Below are 24617 nucleotides of genomic sequence, written 5' to 3'. Positions count from 1 at the left end.
CTTCAGTGCCGGATCTTGTCAGAGAAGGCGGCGGCCAGTGCCGGGCGCGAGGCTTCGATCACGCCGCGCTCGGTGATGAGCCCCGTCACCAGGCGCGCCGGCGTAACGTCAAAGGCGGGATTTGCAACTTCGGAGCCTTCCGCCACGATGGAGACGCGGCGGATGGTGCCGTCGAGTGCAAGCCCTGCGATGGTGGACACTTCTCTGCCATCCCGTTCCTCGATGGGAATGCCCGTCAGGCCGTTGCTGATGGAGAAATCGAGGGTGGAGGAGGGCAGGGCGACGTAAAAGGGCACATTGCAGTCCTTCGCTGCCAGCGCCTTCAGATAGGTGCCGATCTTGTTGCAGACATCTCCATTGGCCGTGGTCCGGTCGCTGCCGACGATCACCATGTCCACGGCGCCGTGCTGCATCAGGTGTCCGCCTGCATTGTCGCAGATGACGGTGTGCGGCACGCCATGCTTGCCCAGCTCCCAGGCGGTGAGAAAGGCGCCCTGATTGCGCGGGCGGGTTTCGTCCACCCAGACATGGACGGGAATGCCCGCATCATGCGCCATGTAGATGGGGGCTGTTGCCGTGCCCCAGTCCACCGTCGCCAGCCAGCCGGCATTGCAATGGGTGAGGATGTTCACCGGTTCGCCGAAGCTTTTACGGGCGAGCGCCGTCTTGATCAGGTCCAGCCCATGCAGGCCGATGGCCATGTTGGTGGCCACATCCTCGTCGCAGATCCGCTCGGCCACCTGCAGGGCCTTCTCGGCGCGCAACTCCGGCGCCAGATGGATGAGAGACCGGCGGGAGATATCAACCGCCCAGGCGAGGTTGACGGCCGTCGGCCGCGTATCGACCAGCATGGAGGCGGCCCCGTCGAGTGACGCATCGCCCGGATCTGCCTGCATCGCCAGCCACATGCCATAGGCGGCCGTTGCGCCGATGAGGGGAGCGCCGCGCACGCGCATGGTGCGAATCGCTTCGGCGGCCTCCGTCACGCTGGTGAGTTCCCGCGTTTCGAACGCATGCGGGAACATGGTCTGGTCCAGAATGGTTACACTCTTGCCGGATTTGCTCCGCCAGATGGTCCGGTAGGGGATGCCATTGACTTTCATGGGTGAAATCCTGCTGTTCCGGTTTTTTGCAGCGCGGCGTCTGGCCGTGCGGACCTGAATATATTAATACTTGTTAACCACAGCTGCGACATTGCCAGTGGAAGAGCGGTTCCCGGCCGGTTGCCCCGGTTTCCAGTAGGGCGCTGATCCGTAAAAGTCCGCTTAAGGCAAAAGCAGCAAACGACTCGGGACAACACATGGCAGATCAGAAGACCACAAGACCGGCCGCGACCGTGGTGCCCCATTCCAAGGTCCGCAGCCTGCGCGAAACCCTGCGCAAGGTGCGCCTTGGCGAGGCCGAGCGGGCCGATGTGGTCATCGATCTGCAGGACACCGAACGTGTCCGCCTGAAGATGCTGGCCGAGGAACTGCAGGATGTCTTCAAGGAAGTTCCGGAGGATGACGACCAGTTTTCCTTCCAGATCATTCCAGGCTCGACGCCGCGCCTCTGGATCGATGTGACGAGCCATATCGTTGTTGCCGGCGACCTGAAGACCTACCGCTTCCTGAAGGACACTCGTCTCGGACGTCTCGTCATTCTGGAGACGGCCGATATCGACGACATGGCGGACTGCGTGACGGAATATATCGCGGAACGCATCATCGAGCGGGAGCGGGCGCTGGAAGGCGACTGGCTCGACAAGCGCATGAAGGCAGCGATCGCAGGCAATTCAGCCCGTCCTGCCGGTGCATCCGTCTGGGCGCCTGTTGCCTTGTCGTTCCTCGTGGGATCTCTCGCCGGAGCCGCAGGCCTGATCGCCTTCGCCTGGTTTGCCTATCCGATGCTGTGAGGGGCGGTCTGCTGCTGTGACTGGGGCCAGTTTTGCGCAGGGGCGTCGCCCCGGCCAAGCGGAGCGCGAGCCGGGGCCCACTCGTTCGCAGAGAGCAGCCATTGTCCGGTGCGGTCCAGAGGCGTGATTTTTTCTCGTGCAAGCAGCTTTTCCGGGTCTCGTTTTTACCGCTCTGGAAACGAGTGGTCCCCGGATCTCCGCTTCGCTCTCGTCCGGGGCGACCGCCTGAGTGAGGTTGAAGGGCGGGGCAAAACCACATGCAGGCGCCGTGCCCGGCTGATGGAGAGGCCGCAGGTTTGTCCGCAGTCTGAAGGCGGCACTACCGCCCCGCCGGAATCGCGATTTCCCGCTCTGCTATCGTGCTGATGCCTTCGCCGGCGTGCAGAAAGCCGCGTTCCTGCATGAGGCAGCGCCAGCTGCCGTTTTCCCGGGTGATGCTGAAGAGATTGTAGCGGGCGCCGGGATGGCGGCCGCCGGGAGCGTGGCTGGCGGATGGCACGCCAATGACCGGGACCGGGCCGTTCAGGCCGTCAATGGAGGTCAGGCTGTCGATATGGGTGTGGCCATGCAGCACGAGTTCTGCCCCGCTGCGCTTGACGGCGGCGCGCAGGCGCGAGGCATCCTCCAGGCGCTTGTGCCAGCGTGTGGCACCCTTGAACGGGGGGTGGTGAATCATCACCACACGGAACAGGCCTTCTTTGCCCGTTTCCTCCAGCATCTCCTGCAGCCGGCGCGACTGCGGCACGCCGATGCGGCCGGTGGCAAGGCCCGGTGCGCTGGCGCGGGCGGTCGAGACACCGATAAGGGCCAGTTGCCCGCGGCGGCGCAAATACGGGAAATGTGCCTTGATGCTGTTGCGGTCGTCTGGTTCTGCGGGATGGTCACCGGTCATGTAAGGGCGCCAGGCCTTGAAGGCGGCCTTCAGCGCGCCCGGCACATAGGCATCGTGATTGCCCGGCACCAGCGACATCAACTCCGGCGGCGCCACCGCATCCAGCCAGACTTTTGCGGCTTCGATTTCCAGGGGGAGGGCGATGTTGACGAGATCACCGGTCAGGGCAATGTGATCGGGCGCCCCGGCCAGCATGTCTTCGACAAGGCCAGCCAGATAGCCGCCGCCCATGGCCTTGTTCCGGTTCCGCCGCCAGTTCACATAGCCAAGAATACGCTTGGACAGGAGCTGCAGCAGCTCTGGCTCGGGGAGTGGGCCGAGGTGCGGATCGGAAAGATGGGCAAGACGGAACATGCCTTTCCTTCCCCCGTGTGCCTTGACCCGTCAAGCAAAAAGCGCCCCGGTGGGGCGCTTTCGGCGGCTTCGCTTCAGGTCTGTGCCGCGTCCGGGCCGCTGAAAGGGCCTGCTGCGCAGCGTCCAGATTGCCAGTATCAGTTGGCAGCGAAGGTGGTCAGAGCAGCGCGGATGCGCGGGTTGCTCATGTCAACTGCGGGCTTCCATGCGAAGCGGCGGTTGCGAGTGCGGCGCGCGAACAGGGCGGTAAACATGTCGGTCTCATCTGGTTTTCCGGCGGGAGCCTCGCACAGACATTGCGCAAGTGGCTGCCTATTTCTTCATCGGAATGACCTGAATATAGTCACTCTTCGCGGGCGCACAACTCATGGAAGTGGCGGGCTGCCCTGCGTTTCCTGCATGACAGGTGAACAGGTTTTTACCGCGTTTTCCGGGAAGGGCTTGCCCTGACCACAATGTTCAGCATACTGCCGCGCATGTACAAGGTTCTGCGTATTTTGCCGCCAGTTCTGCTGCGCCGCGTCATCCATTCCGCCAATCTTTTCCGCAGTGCTCATACGCTCGGCGTCCGCGTGGTCATCCGCGATGCCAATGGCTATGTGCTGCTGGTCAAGCACACCTATCTGCCCGGCTGGTATCTGCCGGGGGGCAGTGTGGATGTGGGCGAAACCTTGCAGCAGGCGGCCGTGCGTGAGGTCTTCGAGGAGACCGGGATCGTGGCCCAGGCTGAACCGCACCTGCTCGGGATTTATCACAACCGTGAGGGCTCCAGCCGCGACCACGTGGCCCTGTTCGAGATCCCTGTCTGGCAGCCGCCTGTCTCCTCACCCGTCCCCAACAAGGAAATCCAGGAAGCGCGGTTCTTTTCGCCCAATGCGCTGCCGGTGGACATAACCGGGGCGACTCAGCGGCGTGTGGACGAGATTTCCGGGCGGCTGCATCCCAGCGCCTACTGGTGAGCCGGCAGCTCCCGGCAGCTCTTGCAAAAACTGCTGGACCACCCCGCTAGCTTCATGATACTCGCGATCCATTCCGGCTGCAGTTGCGCCGGAGACGGGACGAGACACGATGATTTCGAGCCACGAACAGCGACGACGACGGAGCGCACGGGACTTTTTCCCGATCGCACGCGCGCGTCTTGTATCTGGCTGCTGACCGGTCCGTCCGTTGGCATCTTCAGGGCAGGGCGCCAGAACGCCATACCATGCACCTGAGATGTCATCTGCCATGAAGACTGAGAACTGGTTCGTCCGTCTTGAAGCGCCCTCCGACGAGGCCGCCGTTGAAGCCCTGCAAGCCGAAGCCTTTGGTCCGGGGCGTTTCGCCCGGACGGCCTTCCGCATCCGCGAGGGCGTGCCCCATTCCGCGGATCTGAGCTATGTCGGCACTGCTGACGGGTCCATCGCCGGGTCCGTGCGGCTGACGCCGATCCGCATTGGCGAAACGCCCGCCATGCTGCTGGGGCCGCTCACCGTTGCGCCCGAGTACAAGAACCGGGGCCTTGGCAAGCTGCTGCTGCGCACGGCGCTGGATGAAGCCCGGCGGCTGGGTGAAACGGCAGTGCTGCTGGTGGGCGATCCTCCCTATTACGGCCCGCTCGGCTTTGCCCCGGTGCCCTTCGGGCAGATCACCCTGCCGGGACCGGTCGATCCGGCCCGCCTGCTGGTGGCTTGCCTGACAGATGCTCCCATGCCCTCCGGCGCAGTGCGCGGCGGCAGGTAAGCGCTGCCCCGGTGAGGGGCTTCTCTTTTCATCTTGATAGACAGACAGCACGCGCGGACTTGCCGCAGCGGCTGGCTGAACAGGAGAGTTCAGATCATGACGGTATCTGAAAGCGGTGCAGCGCTCGATCTGCATGTAGGTTCAAGCCTCAACAGTCTGCTCGAAGAAGACGGTCTGCTGGAAGAGGTGACGGCGGTTGCAATCAAGCGCACGCTGGCGCTCCAGCTTCTGCACGCCATGAAGACACAGAAGATCACCAAGTCCGAGATGGCCCGCCGGATGCGCACCAGTGCCTCGCAGCTGGAGCGTATCCTTGATCCGTCGAATGACAGGGTGCAGCTCGACACCTTGCTGAAGGCCGCTGCCGCCGTCGGCCGCAAGCTGACCTTCAGTCTGACGTAAGCCAACTCCCGGTGAGTGAAGCTCATCGAGAGTTGGATAAGCCTGTGTGGCGCCTGAGCAATTTCAAGGCGTGATGCATCAGCATCTAAAGCCTTGGTATCAAGCCCCTTACCTGCCTTCGCGGTACCAGGCGAGGGACAGGGCGCCGAGGAGAAGGGCGAGGCCGAAGAGGCCGTTGAAGACCGGGTAGCGGTCGATCCCCTTCAGCACGCTTGCCTCGGATGTCTTCAGCCCCATCCAGCCGCTGCCGGAGAAGCCGTCGGCCCGGTTCATGGGCACGATGCGCGGCAGGTTTACGTCGCCGCCCGCATCCGCCAGCCGCACCGCCGTGCCGCCTGTCTGGGAAGCAAGGGGCGCGAGTTTGGCCGTCGTGGAGATGACATCGGCAAACTCGCGCGGGTTCTGCGGTCCGACGTGGATGAGGGCAGTGCGCTCGCCATCCGTGACGGTGTAGAGCCCAAGGCCGGTGACACGCTGGCCGCTGGTCCACAGGCCAGGCTCTTCCTGCGCCAGCTCAAGCTGCTGCTGCGCGCCGGATGGGTCCGTCAGCGTGACGGGGGAAACGCTTTCGCCAAGTGTTTGACGTTCGATCCGCAGCATCGGGCCGCGCAGGGAGAGGCGCAGCGCCTCTTCCTCCAGATCCGGCTCCTTCATCAGCCAGTGACCGAGGCGGCGCAGCAGCGGCACATAGGGGCCGCCGCCTTCATAACCGCGCGCCCAGAGCCAGACGTGGTCGGACAGCAGCGTCGCCACGCGGCCCTCGCCCTGACGGCTGAGGACCAGCAGCGGCAGATCGCTCGGGCCGGTCATCAGCTGTTCGCCCGCATCGACTTCCGCCTCGACAGCGCGGAACCAGCGGCTCCACTGCGGCGGCTCGGTGCCGGCGCCGGGCAGGCCACGGGTCACCGGGTGACGGCTGCCAAGCTCGGAAACCTCCGGATAGAACGGGCCTTCAATGACGTTGCCGGTGGGCCGCGCCGGCAGGACCGGGGCCATGGGCGTGCGGTAGATGGTGGCCGCTTCCGCATAATCGGGACCGCCGGCGATCAGCAGCGCGCCGCCTGCCTGCACATAGCGGGCGATGTTGTCGAAATAGAGCATCGGCAGCACGCCACGGTTCACGTAGCGGTCGAAGATGATCAGGTCGAATTCGTCGATCTTTTCGGAGAACAGCTCGCGCACCGGAAAGGCGATCAGCGACAGCTCGTTGACCGGCGTGCCATCCTGCTTCTCCGGCGGGCGCAGGATGGTGAAATGGACGAGATCGACCGAGGCATCGGATTTCAGCAGGTTGCGCCAGGTGCGCTCTCCGGCATGGGGGGAACCGGAAACCAGCAGCACGCGCAGATTCTCGCGGATGCCGTCAACGGTCACCACGAGCCGGTTGTTCACAGGCGTCAGTTCGCCGGAAAGCGTATCCGTCTCGAATTCAAAGATGTTCTGCCCGCCATGGGTGATCTGCACGGGAATGTCAGCCGTCTGGCCGGGCTGCACCCGCAGTTCGGCCAAGGGCTGCCCGTCGCGGCGCACGCGGATGGTGGCCGGCTGTCCGGCACCTTCCAGCGCGCCCGTGTCGCGCACTTCCACGCGGACGGTCTGTTCGGAGCCGACAAGGCCGAAGCGCGGGGCGCGGACCAGCGCCAGCCGCCGGTCGCCCTCATCGGGCCGTCCGGTCACCAGCGCATGCAGTGGCGCCTTGAAGCCGAGCGCATCGGCCGTGGCGGGAATGTCGTGCACCTGACCATCGGTGATCATGATGGCCCCGGCCACCCGGTCGGGCGGCACATCCGAAAGGCCGCCGGAAAGGGCGCTGAACAGCGCCGTGCCGTCATCCTGCGTGCCGGGATTGACCTCGATGCGGCGCAGCTCGAAGCCGGGGAGGGCGGCCAGCCGCTCTTCCAGTTCGCGGGCGGCCTGATCTGTGACCTCTGCGCGGTTTTCCAAAGCCTGGCTCTGGCTCTTGTCCACCACCAGCGCAACGACGCTTGAAAGCGGCTCCCGGTCTTCCCGGTCCAGTGCCGGATTGGTGAGGGCGGCAAGAGCGAGCGCCATCGCCAGTGCTCGCAGCCATGTGCCGCGCACCCGCATCAGAAGGCCTGCCACCAGGAAGCCCAGCACCAGCACGGCAGCGCCGCCCAGCACCGGCCAGGGCAGGAAGGGAGCAAAGGAAAGGGACCAGTTCATCGCCGCGTTCCCCTCACTGTCCCAGCCGTTCCAGCAGCGCCGGAACGTGCACCTGATCGGCCTTGTAGTTGCCGGTCAGGCTGTACATGACGATGTTGACCCCGGCGCGGAAGGCATATTCGCGCTGCAGCGGATCATCCGGCACGGTGGGGTAAAGATAGGTGCCATTGGCATCCACGGCCCAGGCGGCGGCCATGTCATTGCCGGTGATGAGGATGGGCGAAACGCCGTCGCCCGCACGCACCGGGCGCCCGTCATCTGCCGGGGCGTCTTCGCTGGCCTCCACCCAGAGCGGGCTTGTGGCATAGCGGCCGGGGAAGGTTTCCAGCAGGAAGAAGGTCTTGGTCAGCACGTGGTCGAAGGGCACGGGCTCGAGCGGAGGCACGTCGAGGCCATCAAGGATCTCGCGCAGCTTGGCCGTCGCTGGCGTCGTGCCGAAGCCGCTGGCGGAACTCGCCAGATTGTCGCGCGTGTCGAACAGGATGCTGCCGCCATTGCGCATGAAACTGTCGATCCGCGCCATCGTGCGCTCATCGGGCTTGGCAGTGGAAGGATCGACCGGCCAGTAGAGCAGGGCGTAGAAGGCCAGCTCGTCCCTGGAAATATCGACGGCCATCGGCGTGCCGGGCTCCAGTGCGGTCCGGTCGGCAAGATAGCGCGACAGGCCTTCCAGCCCGGCAGCGGATGCCGCATCAATTTCTGCATTGCCGGTCACCACATAGGCGAGCCGTGTTTCCAGCGTTGCTTCCAGCGCCTTTACATCGTCAGCGCTGTCCTGCGCCCCGGCCGGTGACGGCTGTGCCACAAGCGAAAGGGCGAGGGCGGGACCCAGCAGCAGCGCGCCTGCCGTGCGGACCATCCGGCGCAGGCGCAGGCGGCTGATGAGACCGGCCAGCAGCAGCACGATCAGTGCGTCCAGTGCCATCAGGCCGAAGGCGGAAAGGAACAGCGGCGCCCGCAGGTCCGCCGGTTCGCTGTCCGCATAGGGGCGAGGTTCCGCGTTGGGGGAGAGGGACATGTCGAGCGGCACGAGCTTGGCCCCCTGATCCAGAAGGTTGAGCGCCCGGAAGCCGTCATCTGCGCCATAAAGGCCCGGCGGCGTGGCGCGGCTGGCTTTCGTGCGGGCAAAGTCGGCCACGGCAATGGGGGAGACATCGGCACGCGGGCTGGAGAGAACGCCATAGCCATCCAGCAGGCGCAGCGGCGGCAGAACGTTGCGCACGGCGGTGTCGGTTTCAAGCGCGGCGCTGGTGCCGGTTTCTTCCGCTTCTGCAGAGGGCGCTGCGGCTGCCGGGTTGGACAGGGCCACGATCCGCCGCAGCATCTCCACATAGACGCCGGAGAGCGGCAGGTTGGACCAGCCGGTGTCGGCCGTGACGTGGAACAGCACGATGGCGCCGGTGCCGCGCGACTGGGCGGTGACCAGCGGCGTGCCGTCGCTGAGCATGGCCCAGCTGTGGTCCGGCAGATCGGCGGTGGGCTCGGCCAGCACCTGCCGCGTCACTTCCACCTCTTCAGGGATCGTGAGCCCGGCAAAGGGCGACTGCTGCGGGAAGGGCGCCAGCTTCTGCGGCTGCTCCCAGGAGAGGCTTCCGCCCAGCGTGCGGTCTCCGGCGCGCAGGCGCACCGGCAGCAGGCCATCCGTGCCGCCTGCGGTTCTGGGCCCGGCAAAGCGCACCAGCAGCCCGCCGCCTTCCACCCAGCGGCCAAGCTCGGCGGCGGCATTGTCCGGCAGGCGGCCGACATCGGCCAGCATCACCACCGAGACGCCTTCGGCGAGCAGATCCGGAATGGCTTCGCTGAGGTCTGCCGTGCGCGGCGTCTTGAGATCGGCAAAGGGCGCAAGGGCGCGCTGCAGGTAGTAGAGCGGCGAGAGCAGCGGCTGCGACTGGTCGGCACCCGCACCGGAAATCAGCGCAACCGTGCGCCGCCGCCAGCTGTCATCCAGCAGCTTGACTGCGCCCGAAGCGCGTTCGCCGCTGACTTCCAGCCGGGCAATGTCATTGCGCAATTCGCTCGGCAGGGAGAAGGAGGCCGTTGTCTCCGTCGCGCCATCCGCAAAGGCGGCATCCGTCTCGCCAATCGTCAGGCCGCGCATGTCGGCGGCACGCACGCGCACGGTTGCCGGGCCTTCGCCGGGCTTGCGGATCACGGTCACGGTCAGCGCGTCGGCATTGCTGCTGAGGCCTGCAAGGCCCATGGGGGTCCTGAGGCCGGTGTAGACGGTGAGCGGTTTGGCTCCCAGCATTGACCCGAGGTCGCGCTGGAAAGCACCCGGCGCGTCATCTTCCAGCCCGTCCGAGATCCACACTGCCTGCTCGACCGGATTGTCCTGCAGGGCCTTGCGCAGGGCGGTGATCAGTTCAGCGCGCTGGTGGGCGTAGGCGCGGGGCTCCAGCGCCCGCAGCCGCTCACCTGCGGCAGCCGCGGTGGAGGGCGTGAGCGTCTGACTGGGGCCTTCGGCGGTGGCGAGCAGCATCACCGGCGTGCCGGATTCCGTCGCCGTATCAAGGATTTGCTGCGCCGTGGCGGTCTGCCGCTCCCAGTCCCGGGCGGAGGTCCAGCCATTGTCGATGACCAGCAGCAGCGGCCCGCCCTCAAGCGCCAACCGTTCTGCGGGACGCCAGACCGGGCCGGCGAGGGCGAAAATCAGCAGGGCGGCGAGCAGCAGACGCAGCGCGGTCAGCCACCAGGGGCTCTTCTGCGGGGTTTCCTCGTGCTTCTCGATCTCCAGCAGCAGCCGGGTGGGCGGGAAGGTGACCTCACGCGGGCGCGGCGGGGTGAGCCGCAGCAGCCACCAGATCACCGGCAGCAGGGCGAGGGCGGAGAGGATCAGCGGTGAGGCAAAGCCGATGGGAAGGCCGAACATGGATCACCGCCCTCCCATGCCGGAGGCCATCACGCCCGGCTGGCCGGACAGGCGGCCATGCAGCGCCAGCAGCGGCTCGGTGGCGGGCCTGTCGGTGTGGTGCAGAATGTGGCTCCACCCGGCACGCCCGGCAATCTCTCGCAGCTGCGCCTTGCGGGCGGCAAGCCGCGCCTGATAGGCCTCGCGCCAGCCTTCGGCCCGGCCCGTGGTCAGCCGCAGCCCGCCTTCGGGATCGCGGAATTCCACACGCCCGTCGAAGGGAAAGCTCTCCTCGATGGGATCGAGGATCTGCACCAGGTGCCCGCGTGCGCCGGTCGAGGCCACACGGCCCACCCATTCGGTGATTGATGCAATGGGGTCAAGGAAATCGGCGATCAGCACCACATCGGAGAAGCGGCGCACGGCGGTGGTGTCCGGCAGGGCATCGGTGCGGGGGGCGTGGGCAAGGGTTGCTGCCATGCGTTCCGGTGCATCGCGGCTGGTGAGGGGGCGGGTGAGGCCGGGCAGGCCGACACGCTCGCCGCTGCCGGAGAGCATGCTGGCGAGAGCCAGCATCAGCACCAGTGCCCGGTCACGCTTGACCACCGGAGCAAGCTTCGAGCCGAAATTCATGGAGGGCGACAGGTCGGCCCAGAGCCAGACGGTGTGGGCCGCCTCCCATTCGCGTTCGCGCACATAAAGATGCTCGTCACGGGCGGAGCGGCGCCAGTCGATGCGGCGCGCGGGCTCACCCATGGAAAAGGGGCGGAACTGCCAGAAGGTTTCGCCCGGACCTGCACGGCGGCGGCCATGCCAGCCGGTGGCAACCGTATTGCTCACCTGGCGCGCTTCCACGAGCAGCTCGGGCAAGGCTTCGGCCACGGTGCGGGCGGAGGCGAGCATGCCCGGCCCCAGCCCGCTGGTCTGTGATGTGTCTGCTGCCGGTGCCGTGCTGGTGCCTGCCATTCAGGTCCTCCCGGCTCAGCCGATACGGGTCTTGAGGCGGGAAATCACCTCGCGCACGGTGTGGCCATCGGCGCGGGCGGCAAAGGTCAGCGCCATGCGATGCTGCAGCACCGGTTCGGCCAGTGCCAGCACATCATCAATGGAAGGCGCAAGGCGGCCCTCGATCAGGGCGCGGGCGCGCACGGTCAGCATCAGCGCCTGACTGGCGCGCGGGCCGGGGCCCCAGGCGATCAGCCGGGACAGATCATCGCCTTCACCCTGTTCTGCCGGGCGGGCGGAGCGGACCAGCTTCAGGATGGCATCGACCACGCTTTCGCCCACCGGCATCTGGCGCACCAGCGCCTGCAGGGCGATCAATTCTTCCCCGTTCAGAACGGCGGTGGGCTTGGCCTCGGCGGAGCCGGTCGTTTCCAGCAGGATGCGGCGCTCGGCTTCCAGCGTCGGGTAATGCACGTCGATCTGCATCAGGAAGCGGTCCAGCTGGGCTTCCGGCAGGGGATAGGTACCTTCCTGCTCCAGCGGGTTTTGGGTGGCAAGCACGTGGAAGGGGCGCGGCAGATCATGCGGCTGGCCGGCCACCGTCACGTGATATTCCTGCATGGCCTGCAGCAGGGCAGACTGGGTGCGCGGGCTGGCGCGGTTGATTTCGTCGGCCATCAGCAGCTGGGCGAAAACCGGGCCGGGGATGAAGCGGAAGCCGCGCGTGCCATCGGCGGCCTGTTCCATCACTTCCGCGCCGAGAATGTCGGAGGGCATCAGGTCGGGGGTGAACTGGATGCGCCGGGCGTTGAGGCCAAGCACCGTGCCCAGCGTTTCCACCAGCTTGGTCTTGGCAAGGCCGGGCACGCCGACCAGCAGCCCGTGGCCGCCGGCGAGAATGGTGACGAGCGCGCGGTCCACCACGGCTTCCTGGCCGAAGATCACCCGGGCCACATCGGCGCGCGCCGCACCAATGCGGGCGACGGCCTTTTCGGCCTGCTCAACAATGTTGACGGAGCTGGCGGGCGTGGTGGTGATTGCGCTCATGGAAACCTCTTCAAGCCGTTGTCCGTGTCCTTGCCCGGCGGGAAAGGGAGGGCGTTCCGTCTTTCATATACCGGCCATCCTTGCGGCGGCCTGATGCGGCAGGCAGATCGCTGCTGCATCCGTTCACTCTGACAGTTTATCCGGGCCGGTATAAGCCTTTTTTCCGTGCGCCGGGTTGTGCACAGGCCTACGATGCTCCAGATCAGTGTGGATCACACAGTGCCCCGGTGGCGGAACCATGGCAGAAACAGCAAGGCGGATGCAGCGGCCCGATTGATGACAGACGAAACCCGGCTTTCCACTTCTGCAGGCCCGGCCCGGCCGGCTGACGCGCTGGCGGCGCTGATTGCCCGTGCGGGCGGCGGTGATGGCAAGAAACCGCCGGTAGAGCGCTGGAATCCGCCATTCTGCGGCGACATCGACATGGCGATCCACGAAGATGGCTCCTGGTCCTACATGGGCTCCCCCATTGGCCGCGAGGCGCTGGTCAAGCTGTTTGCCTCGGTGCTGCGGAAGGACGAGGACGGGTGTCACTATCTTGTGACCCCTGTGGAAAAGGTCCGCATCCGCGTCGCAGATGCGCCGTTCCTCGCTGTCGAGATGCACAGCCTCGGACAAGGCGACTCACGGACGCTCACGTTCCGGTCAAATGTTGGCGATGTGGTGGCCGCGGGGCCGGAAAATCCGCTGCGTTTCCGGCTGGATGAAGAAAATGATGGTCTTGTGCCCTATGTTCTGGTGCGAGGGCGGCTGGAAGCACGGCTGACACGTCCGCTGCTCTATGATCTGGCGGAGCTGATCGAGGAAAAGGACGGGGTGCCGGGTGTGTGGAGCGGCGGCGCGTTTTTCCCTCTGCCGGAGGGGGCATTGGGCGGGACGGAACGGGGAGGCGCAGACCAGTCATGAGCGTGATGGACGCAATCGGGTCCCGGACCGGACGGACGCCAGGCGCGGCAGACGATCTGTTTTCTCTTGAAGGTTTCCGCTCCCGCGCGCTGCGGCGCCTGCCTTTTGCCGCCGAGCGGGACACGGGCGACCATATTCTCAATCCGGACCTTGGGCCTTATGCCAAGTGGACGGGGGATCCGCGCGAAGCGGCTGTGCTGATCCCGGTTCTCGCCAGGCCGCTGCTGCAGGGGCTGGAACCGGGAGAGGCCTCGGTGCTTTTCACGCTGCGCACGCCGCATCTCAATGCCCATGGCGGGCAGATCGCCTTTCCCGGCGGCAAGATCGATCCGGAAGACGGCAGCCCGGAAGCCGCTGCCCTGCGCGAGGCGCAGGAGGAAATCGGGCTAGATCCGTCGGCCGTCGAGCCCTTCGCCCGCCTATCGCCCTATCTGACTGGGTCCGGCTACCGGATTACGCCGGTCGTGGGCCTCGTGCATGAACTGCCGCCACTGACGGCCAATCCGGGCGAAGTGGCGGATATCTTCGACGTGCCGCTCGGATTTCTGATGCGGCCTGAAAACCACCAGCGCCAAAGCCGTGAATGGCAGGGCCGCCCGCGCTACTTCTATGCCATGCCTTATGAGACCCGGTACATCTGGGGTGTCACGGCCGGCATCGTGCGCTCGCTTTATGAAACGGTCTATGCCTGATGTTCCGCATTACACTCACCCAGGTCGGTTTCTTCCTTCTGCCTTTCGCGGTCTATGCCCTGTGGCTGTGGCTCTCGAAGAAAACGGAGACGGCCAAGGCCTGGAGCCGGGGCCATATCTTCTGGTTGACCGTTGCGGGCGGGCTGCTGGTCATTGTCAGCTTCGTGGTGATGGCCAGCTTCAAGGAAGGCCATGAGGGCCAGACCTACCGCCCGGTGGAATTCCGCGATGGTGTTCTGGTGCCGGGCCGCTATGAATAGGGCCTGAAACGCGGACGCCGAAAGCGACTGACATCATGACCTTGCCCCGCAAGCTCCCCGATTCTGCCGTGCCATGGCTGCGCGGCGCTGCGATCCAGCGCGTCTTCCATGCCTTGCAGAAGGATGGCGACGAAGTGCGGGCCGTGGGCGGGGCGGTGCGCAATGCGCTGCTGGGCGAGCCGATCCGTGACGTGGACATGTGCACCACCGCCCTGCCGCAGCAGGTGATGGAGCGGGCGGAAGCTGCCGGACTGAAGGCTGTGCCCACCGGCATAGACCATGGCACTGTGACGGTGATCAGTTCCGGCGAGCCCTTTGAGGTGACCACCCTGCGCGAGGATGTGGAAACCTTCGGCCGCCACGCGGTGGTGCGTTTCGGCCGGGACTGGGCGCATGACGCGGCCCGGCGTGATTTCACCATGAATGCGCTCTATTGCGGCGCTGACGGCACGATCCATGATCCGCTCGGTGGCGGGCTGGAGGATTGCCTTGCCCGCCGGGTGCGTTTCATCGGCCGGGCGGAGGACCGTATCCGCGAGGATTATCTGCGCATCCTGCGCTTCTTCCGCTTTCATGCCACCTATGGCGCCGGCCCGACGGATGATGAGGGCCTGTCCGCTTCCGTGCGCCTGCGTGACGGGCTGACGCAGCTTTCGGCGGAGCGGATCGGCGCGGAGATGAAGAAGATCCTTGCCGTCGGAGCCTGCCCGCCGGTGATCGCGGTCATGGAAGGGACGGGCATTCTGCCGCTGCTGACGGGTGGTGTGGCCCGTCTTGCCAGCCTTGCCGCGCTGAAGTCTCTCAGTGATGAACTGCCGGAAGCTCGCTCGCCCATTCTGGCACTTGCCTGCCTTACCGGTTTCGTCGGCGAAGACGCCGGGCGCATCGCCCGCCGCTGGCGCCTGTCCAATCAGGAGCGGAGTGTGATGTTCCGCGCCGTCGAAGGGTCCGCTTCCCTGCGGCAGGCGTCAGATCCTGCAGCCGTGCTGAAGGCGCAGATGCTGGCCTGGGGGCGGGAGACGGCGCAAGAAGCCCTCATTCTTGCCCACGCCCGCACCCGTTCGGCCGCCCGGGATGAAGCGGGTTTTGTTGGCCTGCATGAGCTGGCCCGAAGCTGGGACATTCCGGTGTTTCCGCTGACGGGGCATGATCTCATCACCGCAGGCGTGCCGAAAGGCCCGGCGCTTGGCTCTGCGATGGAGCACCTGCGCCGCCTCTGGGCCGCCTCGGACTACCGGGCAGCCCGCGACGAGCTTCTTGCCGCGGTTGCCGCAAAATGAAGGCTTACGGCCACTTCACCACGGGCGGCATGGAGGACAGGATCGAGGCGACGTTGCCGCCGGTCTTGAGGCCGAAGATCGTGCCGCGGTCGTAGAGAAGATTGTACTCCACATATCGTCCGCGCCGGATCAGCTGTTCCTCGCGCTCTGCCTCTGACCAGGGCTTTTCGAAGTTCGCCCGCACCAGCTCGGGATAGATGCCGAGGAAGGCAAGGCCGGCGTCCTTGGTGAAGGCAAAATCCGCGTCCCAGTCGCCGGAGTTCAGATAGTCGTAGAAAATGCCGCCAATGCCGCGCGGCTCGTTGCGGTGCTTGAGGAAGAAATACTCGTCGCACCAGTCCTTGTAGCGCGGATAATCCGCATTCTTGTGCGGGGCGCAGGCTTCTTCCATGGCTTTGTGGAAGGCGATGGAATCCGGGTCCGTCTGGGTGCGGCGGGCATCGAGCACCGGCGTCAGGTCGGCGCCGCCGCCGAACCACTGGCGCGTCGTCACCACCATGCGGGTGTTCATGTGCACCGCCGGCACATGCGGGTTCTGCGGGTGGGCGATCAGGCTGATGCCCGACGCCCAGAAACGCGGGTCTTCCGAAGCGCCGGGGATCTGGCCCCGGAATTCGGGCGAGAATTCACCATGGACGGTGGAAACATGCACGCCCACCTTCTCGAACACCCGGCCGTGCATCATCGACATGACGCCGCCGCCGCCCTTGGCGCCGCTGCTGTCGGTGCGCTCCCATGGGGTGCGGACGAAACGGCCGGCCGGCTGATCCGCCAGCGGTCCGCCCTTCGCGCCGATCTCGTCCTCCAGATCCTCGAAAGCCTGACAGATCCGGTCGCGCAGGCTGGCAAACCACTCTGGCGCAACAGTCTTCTTGGTCTCGATATCTGCGGGCACGGGTCCGCCGCGTGTGGGCTCGGCTGCCTTGGTCATGGGCGCTCCTTCGTCATTTCTGTTGCCGCCATGCGCTTGAGCCGGGGCGGCTGATTCTGGCTCTTCTTATCAAGCCCCTGCCGCGATTTGCAAAGCGGTGATCTGTCCTGCCGGAGGTCAACGGGACGGGATTGGAAAGGTTCCGGTCTGGCGCAGGGCCTCTCCCAGCACCATGGCGGTGGAAACCGCGACATTCAGCGAGCGCATGCCTGCAGCCATCGGGATGGTGATCCGCGCATCGGCGCTGTCATGCAGGGCATCGGGCACGCCCGCGCTTTCGCGGCCCAGCAGCAGCATGTCGTCCGGCCCGAAGGTGAAGTCCGTGTAGGGCAGGGTGCTTTTAGTTGTCAGCAGCACCAGCCGCCGCCCGGCAGCCTTGCGTGCCTCCTCGAAAGCGGCCCAATCGAGGTGGCGGATGAGGGCGGCCCGCTCCAGATAATCCATCCCGGCCCGCTTGAGCGCGCTGCCGGACAGGGGAAAGCCGGCCGGCTCGATCAGGTGCACGCGCACATCAAGGCAGGCGGCCATGCGGATCATGGTGCCGGTGTTCTGCGGGATATCCGGCTGGTAAAGGGCAAGGTCAGGCATGGCCACGCAGTGCCCGGTTTTCCGCCGTTTGTCCAGCGGCTGGAGCATGTCCCTTGCAGCCTGCGGCAAGTCATTACAGCAATTTAAGCCCCTTGCGGCTGGCCATTCCCGGTGCGGGTGCTAAAACCCTGCAAGGGGACATCTCGAAACCGGACCAAGCCTTTGAACAGAATTTTGCGCCGCCTTGAAGGCTGGATTGACCCCTTCGTTTCTGCGCCCGCCGGAAAACTGCCCGTCACCGCAGGCGCCTATCTGTGGTTCCTCGTGCGCCAGTCGCCCTGGCCCTTCGTGGCCATGCTGCTGCTGGGCGGGGCGACAGCTCTGGTGGAAGCAGGGCTCTACAGTTTCATCGGCATCATCGTCGATCTGCTGCAGACCACGCCGAAGGACGAACTCTTCACGCAGAACTGGCAGCTTTTCGCAGGCATGGCGGCCGTTGTGCTGGTGCTGCGCACGGTGCTGGCCTTCTTCACCGCAGGCGTTGAAGAGCAGACCGTGGTGCCCGGCTTTTATGCCCGCGTGCGCTGGCAGGCGCATCAGCGGATCATGGACCAGAGCATCGCCTTCTTTCACGACGAATTCGCGGGCCGCATTTCGTCCAAGGTCTGGCAGGCCGGGCAGGCGGCGGGCGAGTTCATGGTCACGCTGCTGCAGGTGGTCTGGTACATCGCGGTCTATGCTCTGGCGACGCTGCTGCTGCTGGGCGAACTGAACTGGCGCCTTGGCGCGGCCATTCTCGTCTGGCTGGCGGTCTTCTCGGTGATCGCCCGCTACTATGTGCCGCGCATCCGCAACCATTCCCGCGCCGCTGCCCATGCCGCCTCCGGCGCGACGGGCCGGCTGGTCGACACCTACAGCAACATCCAGACGGTGAAGCTGTTCAGCAGCCGCGAGAGCGAACAGGCCGGTGTGCGGGCGATTTTCGAGAGCTACCTTGCGGTGCTCAAACGCTTCACCCGCAACCTGACCGAAGTGCGCTCGCTGATGTCGCTGCTGAGCAGCGTCATGATGGTGAGCATCGGCTGGTTCTCTCTTGTGCTGTGGCAGGATGGTATCCTGACGGCCGGCGATGTGGCGGTGGCGCTGGGGCTGGCGCTGCGGCTCAATCTTCTGCTGGGGCGGATGCTGGGCCAGCTCAACTCCCTGTTCCGCTCCTTCGGCACATTGCAGGACAGTGTCGACATGCTGACACGTCCCATTGCCGTCACGGACCAGCCGGGCGCTCCGGCGCTGATGGTCAGCGCGGGCGCGATCGTTTTTGACAAGGTGAGCTTCCACTATGGCAAGCGCGGGGGCGTCATCGATGATCTGAGCTTTGCGGTGAAGGGCGGGGAGAAGATCGGCATCGTCGGCCCCTCGGGGGCGGGCAAGTCGACGCTGGCCAGCCTGCTGCTGCGCTTCCATGACGTGGAGAGCGGGCGCATTCTGGTGGACGGTCAGGATGTCCGGCAGGTGACGCAGGCCTCGCTCAGGGCGCAGGTCGGCATGGTGGCGCAGGACACCTCGCTGCTGCACCGCTCCATCCGCGAGAACATCGCCTATGGTCGGCCGGACGCCACCATGGCGATGCTTGAGGATGCGGCGCGGCAGGCCCATGCGCTGGAGTTCATCCTGAACCTGAAAGACAGCAAGGGCCGCTCCGGCTTCGAGGCGCAGGTGGGCGAGCGCGGGGTGAAACTCTCCGGCGGCCAGCGCCAGCGCATCGCCATTGCGCGCGTGCTCTTGAAGAATGCACCCATTCTGGTGCTGGATGAGGCGACCTCCGCACTGGATTCAGAGATCGAGGCAGCCATTCAGGACAATCTGATGCCGCTGATGCAGGGCAAGACGGTGCTGGCCATCGCCCACCGTCTTTCCACCATCGCGGCCATGGACCGGCTGATCGTCATGGACGGGGGTAAGATCGTCGAGGAGGGCACCCATGACGCGCTGCTGGCGCGCGGCGGGCTCTATGCGGATCTGTGGGAGCGCCAGTCCGGCGGGTTCCTGCCTGCCGGGGAAATGATGGCTGTTGAGGAAAGGTGACATCCGTCTTGCGTGATCCGGCAGACGTGAGGCCACGTAAGATCTCCCAGAAGGGGGACTTCCGCATGGGTCAGATCATCACCGCCTACCTTGCCACTGCCGCCGTATTTCTTGCGATTGACGCGGTATGGCTCGGAAAAGTGGCAACGCGTTTCTATTTTGACCGCATCGGGCATCTGATGATGGACAAGCCCAATCTCGGTGCGGCGGCGATTTTCTATCTGCTTTACGTCGGCGGTCTTGTCTTCTTCGCTGTGCTGCCTGCACTGAAGTCTGAAAGCATCTGGACAGCAGTGGTCTGTGGTGCGGTCCTAGGTTTTATTGCGTATGCAACCTATGACATGACAAATTATGCAACTCTCAGAAACTGGCCGCTGGAGGTTGTTTTCGTTGACATTGCCTGGGGCGCATTCCTCAGTGCGGTATCGGCTGCCGCTGGCTATGCCATCACGAATAAGCTGTTGTCCTGAACGATTTATCCCTTCGCGTGAAGAAAATCTTTACGCTCGCTGCCTAGTACTATTGCCCATGGTATCGGACCGAAGAACGTTTCTTCTGACCATCGGGAATGGACATGCACGATAATGTAAGTACGGGCATCCGCCTTTCGATCCTTGGCCGGTTTCTTGTCCTGGTTGTGACGTCGGCCCTGATCATGGTGGCCGGCACGGGGTATGCGTTCTATGTGTTCCGTGAAGCGCTGACCTCTGCTCTGGGGGACCCGTCGCAGGCACAGGCTTTTCTCGGTCCGCAGGCCTCCTCGCTGCTTGATGGCCTGATCATCGATCAGATGCTGCAGATTGTTCTTGTCTGCTCGCCCATCGGTATTGCCTTCCTGGCACTGGCCGTGGTGCTGGCCCTGGGCGTCGCCCGGCCGCTCAACCGGCTGCAGGATGGTCTTGATCTTCTGTCCCAGGGGCAACTGGATGTGAATATCGACGGTGCCAGCCGTAGCGATGAAATCGGTGCCATTGCGCGCTCCGTTGTCCAGTTCCGTGAAAAGCTGGCAGCCCGCGCCAAGGAGGAAGTTGAACTCCAGGCGGCCCAGCAGACCCAGATGGAACAGGAGCGCCGGGAACTGATGCACGACGTGGCCAGCGACTTCGAACGCTCGGTCATCAGCGTCGTGGAAGCGCTGACCAGCACGGCGCATGCGGTTGGCGGCAATGCCCTTGATCTGCGTCAGGCGGTCGGCAACTCCTCCCGCGCCGTGGATGAAGTGTCCACCGCAACGGCAGAGGCCGGTCAGTCGGTGCGTGTCATGTCCCAGTCTGCCGAAGAGCTGGCAGTCTCCATTTCGACCATCGGCCGTGATGTCGAAAACGCTTCCCAGATCGCCAGCGCTGCCGTGCTTGAAGCCCGCCAGACCGATGAAATCGTCGGCCGCCTGTCGGAGACGGGCCGTCAGATCGGCGAAGTTGTCGAACTCATCAGCCAGATTGCCAACCAGACCAACCTTCTCGCCCTGAATGCCACCATCGAGGCGGCGCGTGCGGGCGAAGCGGGCCGCGGCTTTGCCGTGGTGGCCAATGAGGTGAAGGCTCTGGCCGGCCAGACCACCAAGGCAACGGAAGAAATCACCTCCCAGGTGGCCTCCGTGCAGTTCGTGGCGGAGCAGGCGGTCGGGGCGATCCGCTCCATCACCGCGACCATCGAGCAGATCAGCCAGATTTCCGAAGCCGTTCATGGCTCGGTTCAGAGCCAGATGCAGGCGACCGGTGAGATTTCCCGTTCGGTCCACGTGGCCAATGCCAGCACCGAGCGCGTGGGGGGCAACATGAACCGCCTTGCAGAAGCAATGCAGGCCAGCACCTCGGCCACGGATGAAATGCACGCGGCAGCGGGTGAACTCACCCATCTTTCCGCCAGCCTGCAGACGCAGGTGAGTCAGTTCCTCACCAGCATCCGCGCAGCCTGAGGCAGGCAATCCACAGGACGATGTCATGCGGCGGACGGGTTCCGCCGCATTTTTTTGTCCGCCCGCAGACGGAGGGCGTGCCTGAAGGCGGGCCCGGAGTTTGTCAGGGGAAAGCGGCCACCGGTTTTCCCGAAAAGACAAATGAAAACAAAGAAACCCGGCGTCTGTCAGGTTCACTCTGATCCGGACAGGCGCTGGAGAAGGGGGCGGAGCCCCTCAAGGACTGGTTGCATTGTTGCCTCATGGCAACAGGCGGAAGGTAAAGCATGTTTGAGCTGTGCTTGAGGCCTTGCGATTTCAACCGAACAGTTTAAGAAAGTCAGGCGCGTTCTGCCGCGCTGTCTATTGCCGTCAACCGAGCTAACAGAGGAGGGGTATTCATGACCAATACGTCACGTGTCCATATGACCGTAGCCCCTGCTCTCGTGGGCCCGTTTCCCATCTCCTGCCACCCGGCAGCCTGAGACGGCGTTTCAAAACATTCCAGCTGAATAGCGACTGGCTTCAAGCGTAACCGGACTCCTCCGGTGCTGCGCGTCTTTCATTTGCGCGTTCCGCCAGCCGTGCCTCATCAGTCCGATTCCGTCTGGAGCAGAACCATGTCTGTTCGTTATCCTTTGGATCCTTTCGATCTGCCTTATCCGCCGGACCTGCCGCGTCCGGATGACTTTGCTGCGTCCTTGCCGCGGGTGACGCTGTCCTGGCGCCAGCGCCTGGCCCTTGGCGGGGCGGCTGTTGCCGTCTTTTCCGCTGCAACGGCTGGTGCCGCCATGCTGATTTTCCTGCCGGTTCTCCTCGCTGACCTGTGGTCGCTGGAGGCTGTCCGGATCGGCAATGCGGTGCAAAGCGCGGCTCAGTACCGCACGCATCTGATCGAGTTGTTCCTTGGCACGCTGGTGCTTGCCGGTGCGCTGGTCAGTTTCGTCTTTTCGCTGGCCTTCGGTGGCCGCCGTCCCTATTGGCAGCGCCTTAAAATCAGGCGTCTGCGCGGTTCTGCCCGGTCCGCGGGCGAGGGCCGTAAATCTCTGGAGTTGAACAATGTTTTCCAGATTTGAACGTCTGATCGATCCCTTCGCGGACTTTAAGCTGGATGTGCCGCCGAAGGGGTTTGGGGCCTTCTGCTGGTACTATACCAAGCCGCTTTGGCCGCTGCTGGCCGGTGTCGGTGTGCTGGGGGCGATGATCGCGATCTTTCAGGTCGCGATCTTTGCCTTCCTGGGCGATCTGGTCAACTGGCTGGGCGAGGCCAACCGGGCGACGTTCTGGACCGACAACTGGGTGAAGCTCTCGCTCATGGCCGGTGTCATCCTGCTGTGCCTGCCGTTGACGCAGGCCTTCTGGGAGCTGCTGTTCCATCAGGGCGTGATCGGCACCTATCCCATGTCCGTGCGCTGGCGCGTGCACCGCTATCTGCTGCGCCAGAGCATGACCTTCTACCACAACGACTTTGCCGGCCGCATCGCCAACAAGATGATGCAGACGGCACTGGCCGTGCGCGAAGTGGTGACGCGGATCGTCGACATGATGGTCTATGTGCTGGTCTATCTGACCAGCGCGCTGATCGTCATCGCTGATGCCAACCTCTATCTCGCGATTCCGCTGGTGGTCTGGACTTTTGCCTATGTTGGCGTGCTGCGTGTCTTCATTCCCCGCCTCAAGGCGATCTCGCAGGAGCAGGCGGATGCCCGCTCGGTGATGACCGGCCACGTGGTGGATGCCTACACCAACATTGCGACGGTCAAGCTCTTCTCCCATGCAAGGCGTGAGGAAGAATATGCCCGCAATTCGATGATGGGCTTCATGAAGACCGTCTTCGGCCAGATGCGCTACGTGACGCTGCTGAACATCTCGCTGAACACGCTGAACACGCTGCTGCTGTTCTCCACGGCCGGGCTGTCCATCTTCCTGTGGCAGCATGAAGTGGTCACCACTGGCGATGTGGCGGTGGCCGTATCGCTCGTCCTGCGTATCCAGGGCATGTCGCAATGGATCCTGTGGGAAGTGGCGGGCCTGTTTGAAAACGTCGGCACGGTGCAGGACGGCATCGGCACCATTGCGCGTGAGCGGGAGGTGCAGGACGTGCCGGATGCAGCGCCTCTTACGGTCACCAAAGGCGAGATCGTCTTCGACAAGGCCTCCTTCCACTATGGCAAGGTCAAGGGTGTCATCGATGCGCTAGATCTGACGATCCGTCCGGGCGAAAAGATCGGTCTCATCGGCCGCTCCGGCGCGGGCAAGTCCACCCTCGTCAATCTGCTGCTGCGGTTCTATGACCTTGAGAGCGGTTCAATCCGTATCGACGGGCAGGATATCGCCCGTGTCCGCCAGGATGACCTGCGCGCTCATATCGGTGTTGTTACGCAGGATACTTCGCTGCTGCACCGGTCCATCTATGAGAACGTCGCCTACGGCAAGCCGGAGGCGTCGGAAGCGGAGGTGATCGAGGCTCTGCGCAAGGCCCATGCCCTTGAGTTCGTTCAGGGACTTGAGGACAGGGACGGGCGCAGCGGCCTTCAGGCCCAGGTGGGTGAACGCGGCGTGAAGCTGTCCGGCGGACAGCGCCAGCGGATTGCCATTGCCCGGGTTCTGCTGAAAAATGCCCCCATCCTGCTGCTGGACGAGGCGACATCCGCCCTGGACAGCGAGGTGGAGGCAGCCATTCAGGACAGTCTCTTCGACCTGATGGAAGGCAAGACGGTGATTGCCATCGCGCACCGCCTGTCGACCATCGCGGCTATGGACCGGCTCATCGTCATGGACAAGGGCCGAATCATCGAAGAGGGGCGTCATGAAGAACTGCTGACCCGGGGCGGCCTCTATGCACAGCTGTGGTCGCATCAGTCTGGCGGATTTTTGCAGTCAGCTGCAGAAGTTTGATCCAGATCAAACGATCCGGCTTTCAATTGGGGCCTTTTCAGGGCATCAAAAAGGTGATGACGGCATCCCAAGCGGTGCGACATTTAGCGTTCTGGCCGAAGGTCATCTGGACAATGCGGCAGAACGGTGCAAAAAGACCACCGCTTGGTGTGGTGCGGGCGATTGCCGCACCCGTTTGCCGTTAATGCCCGCGCCGGGCAGCCGACCGTTCCGGAGGGGAGGGCGAGGCTGTCTGCCTGTGGGCATTCGGTATACGTTAAACAGGTTTCGAGAGGACGCGACCTTGGCTCATACGGATTCGGCGGAACCGACCCGCCGTGATTTCCTCTATCTTGCGACCGGCGCCATGGGCGTTGTGGGCGCGGGCGCTGTCGCCTGGCCCTTCATCGACCAGATGAACCCGGACGCTTCGGCTCTTGCTCTGGCCTCCATCGAGGTGGACGTCTCCGCCGTCGAGGTGGGGCAGTCGATCACCGTGAAGTGGCGCGGCAAGCCGGTCTTCATCCGTCAGCGTACGGACAAGGAGATCGAAGAGGCCAAGGCTGTGCCGCTGTCCGAACTGCCGGACAAACTGGCGCGCAACCTCAACCTGTCCGATACCGCCGATGCCTCCGACGCGAATCGCGCCGCCGAAGGCAAGGAAGCCTGGCTCGTCATGGTCGGCATCTGCACCCATCTGGGCTGCGTGCCGCTGGGCAATGCCGGCGACTTCGATGGCTGGTTCTGCCCGTGCCATGGTTCGCACTATGACACTGCAGGGCGTATCCGCCGGGGGCCTGCTCCGGAGAACCTCCTCGTACCGCCGTTTGCGTTTGTTGAAGACGCCAAGATCAAGATCGGTTGACCGGTAGA

22 protein-coding genes are annotated in these 24617 nt (G+C 64.6%); 14 read left to right on the top strand and 8 right to left on the bottom strand.

What is annotated here, in order from left to right:
* Positions 1-2: 2 nt before the first annotated feature.
* Positions 3-1103, bottom strand: a complete 1101-nt coding sequence (gene mtnA, locus IF10I1_RS03335; RefSeq protein WP_186415650.1) for an S-methyl-5-thioribose-1-phosphate isomerase — start codon at positions 1101-1103, stop codon at positions 3-5.
* Positions 1104-1300: 197 nt separating this feature from the next.
* Between mtnA and IF10I1_RS03330 the strand changes: the two genes are divergently transcribed.
* A complete protein-coding gene (locus tag IF10I1_RS03330) occupies positions 1301-1894 on the top strand; it encodes a hypothetical protein (protein ID WP_050474957.1) in 594 nt (197 codons plus the stop codon).
* Positions 1895-2213: 319 nt separating this feature from the next.
* On the opposite strand, the gene IF10I1_RS03325 is transcribed toward IF10I1_RS03330, so the two are convergent.
* Positions 2214-3140 (bottom strand): metallophosphoesterase, encoded by a 927-nt coding sequence (locus tag IF10I1_RS03325; protein WP_186391187.1) that lies wholly within the window; start codon positions 3138-3140, stop codon positions 2214-2216.
* Between the two features lie 476 nt (positions 3141-3616).
* Here IF10I1_RS03325 and IF10I1_RS03320 point away from each other — a divergent pair, with 476 nt between their 5' ends.
* The 3 genes from IF10I1_RS03320 (at position 3617) to IF10I1_RS03310 (ending at position 5264) form a co-directional block, all read left to right on the top strand.
* Positions 3617-4099, top strand: coding sequence for an NUDIX domain-containing protein (locus IF10I1_RS03320; RefSeq protein ID WP_208977564.1), 483 nt, complete (start codon positions 3617-3619; stop codon positions 4097-4099).
* A 268-nt stretch (positions 4100-4367) separates the two neighbouring features.
* Positions 4368-4862 (top strand): GNAT family N-acetyltransferase, encoded by a 495-nt coding sequence (locus tag IF10I1_RS03315; protein WP_019963908.1) that lies wholly within the window; start codon positions 4368-4370, stop codon positions 4860-4862.
* A gap of 96 nt (positions 4863-4958) precedes the next feature.
* Entirely contained in the window at positions 4959-5264 is a 306-nt protein-coding gene (locus IF10I1_RS03310; protein ID WP_050474960.1) for a helix-turn-helix domain-containing protein, read from the top strand.
* A 108-nt stretch (positions 5265-5372) separates the two neighbouring features.
* On the opposite strand, the gene IF10I1_RS03305 is transcribed toward IF10I1_RS03310, so the two are convergent.
* Genes IF10I1_RS03305 through IF10I1_RS03290 form a run of 4 tightly spaced genes read right to left on the bottom strand, consistent with a single transcriptional unit; the run spans position 5373 to position 12288 of the window.
* Positions 5373-7448: a hypothetical protein gene (locus IF10I1_RS03305; RefSeq protein WP_186391186.1), complete on the bottom strand. Its 2076-nt coding sequence runs from the start codon at positions 7446-7448 to the stop codon at positions 5373-5375.
* A 13-nt stretch (positions 7449-7461) separates the two neighbouring features.
* Positions 7462-10317, bottom strand: coding sequence for a DUF4159 domain-containing protein (locus tag IF10I1_RS03300; protein ID WP_186391185.1), 2856 nt, complete (start codon positions 10315-10317; stop codon positions 7462-7464).
* A gap of 3 nt (positions 10318-10320) precedes the next feature.
* The gene (locus IF10I1_RS03295) at positions 10321-11262 is read right to left on the bottom strand and encodes a DUF58 domain-containing protein (RefSeq protein WP_186391184.1); all 942 of its coding nucleotides are present in this window, start codon (positions 11260-11262) and stop codon (positions 10321-10323) included.
* A gap of 15 nt (positions 11263-11277) precedes the next feature.
* A complete protein-coding gene (locus tag IF10I1_RS03290; RefSeq protein WP_050474963.1) occupies positions 11278-12288 on the bottom strand; it encodes a MoxR family ATPase in 1011 nt (336 codons plus the stop codon).
* 276 nt (positions 12289-12564) lie between these two features.
* On the opposite strand from IF10I1_RS03290, the gene IF10I1_RS03285 reads away from it, so the two are divergent.
* Genes IF10I1_RS03285 through IF10I1_RS03270 form a run of 4 tightly spaced genes read left to right on the top strand, consistent with a single transcriptional unit; the run spans position 12565 to position 15426 of the window.
* Positions 12565-13194, top strand: a complete 630-nt coding sequence (locus tag IF10I1_RS03285; RefSeq protein ID WP_050474964.1) for a DUF1285 domain-containing protein — start codon at positions 12565-12567, stop codon at positions 13192-13194.
* A gap of 5 nt (positions 13195-13199) precedes the next feature.
* A complete protein-coding gene (locus IF10I1_RS03280; RefSeq protein ID WP_058900708.1) occupies positions 13200-13886 on the top strand; it encodes a CoA pyrophosphatase in 687 nt (228 codons plus the stop codon).
* Positions 13886-14146: a DUF6111 family protein gene (locus tag IF10I1_RS03275; protein WP_050474966.1), complete on the top strand. Its 261-nt coding sequence runs from the start codon at positions 13886-13888 to the stop codon at positions 14144-14146. The genes IF10I1_RS03280 and IF10I1_RS03275 overlap by 1 nt, the downstream gene beginning before the upstream one ends.
* A gap of 35 nt (positions 14147-14181) precedes the next feature.
* Complete coding sequence (locus IF10I1_RS03270; protein ID WP_186391183.1) at positions 14182-15426, top strand: CCA tRNA nucleotidyltransferase; 1245 nt, start codon at positions 14182-14184, stop codon at positions 15424-15426.
* A gap of 4 nt (positions 15427-15430) precedes the next feature.
* Here IF10I1_RS03270 and hemF read toward each other — a convergent pair whose 3' ends face one another.
* A complete protein-coding gene (gene hemF / locus IF10I1_RS03265) occupies positions 15431-16357 on the bottom strand; it encodes an oxygen-dependent coproporphyrinogen oxidase (RefSeq protein ID WP_122520600.1) in 927 nt (308 codons plus the stop codon).
* 117 nt (positions 16358-16474) lie between these two features.
* On the bottom strand, positions 16475-16945 hold the full coding sequence (locus tag IF10I1_RS03260) for a tRNA (cytidine(34)-2'-O)-methyltransferase (RefSeq protein ID WP_186424360.1): 471 nt from the start codon (positions 16943-16945) through the stop codon (positions 16475-16477).
* A gap of 162 nt (positions 16946-17107) precedes the next feature.
* On the opposite strand from IF10I1_RS03260, the gene IF10I1_RS03255 reads away from it, so the two are divergent.
* The 6 genes from IF10I1_RS03255 to petA all read left to right on the top strand — a co-directional run bounded on the left by IF10I1_RS03255 (position 17108) and on the right by petA (position 24609).
* Entirely contained in the window at positions 17108-18970 is a 1863-nt protein-coding gene (locus IF10I1_RS03255) for an ABC transporter ATP-binding protein (RefSeq protein WP_186391181.1), read from the top strand.
* Positions 18971-19035: 65 nt separating this feature from the next.
* A complete protein-coding gene (locus IF10I1_RS03250; protein ID WP_050474970.1) occupies positions 19036-19440 on the top strand; it encodes a DUF2177 family protein in 405 nt (134 codons plus the stop codon).
* Between the two features lie 104 nt (positions 19441-19544).
* Positions 19545-20888: a methyl-accepting chemotaxis protein gene (locus IF10I1_RS03245; protein WP_050475027.1), complete on the top strand. Its 1344-nt coding sequence runs from the start codon at positions 19545-19547 to the stop codon at positions 20886-20888.
* A gap of 599 nt (positions 20889-21487) precedes the next feature.
* On the top strand, positions 21488-21943 hold the full coding sequence (locus IF10I1_RS03240; RefSeq protein ID WP_157757141.1) for a hypothetical protein: 456 nt from the start codon (positions 21488-21490) through the stop codon (positions 21941-21943).
* On the top strand, positions 21927-23765 hold the full coding sequence (locus tag IF10I1_RS03235; RefSeq protein WP_186391180.1) for an ABC transporter ATP-binding protein: 1839 nt from the start codon (positions 21927-21929) through the stop codon (positions 23763-23765). Before IF10I1_RS03240 ends, IF10I1_RS03235 begins: the two co-directional genes overlap by 17 nt.
* Positions 23766-24048: 283 nt before the next feature.
* Positions 24049-24609 (top strand): ubiquinol-cytochrome c reductase iron-sulfur subunit, encoded by a 561-nt coding sequence (petA, locus tag IF10I1_RS03230; protein WP_019963925.1) that lies wholly within the window; start codon positions 24049-24051, stop codon positions 24607-24609.
* Positions 24610-24617 lie beyond the last annotated feature (8 nt).

Origin of the sequence: Pannonibacter sp. I15F10I1, from assembly GCF_900185665.1 — a bacterium.
Taxonomy (GTDB): domain Bacteria; phylum Pseudomonadota; class Alphaproteobacteria; order Rhizobiales; family Stappiaceae; genus Pannonibacter; species Pannonibacter indicus.
This window is presented reverse-complemented; position numbering and strand designations above follow the sequence as displayed.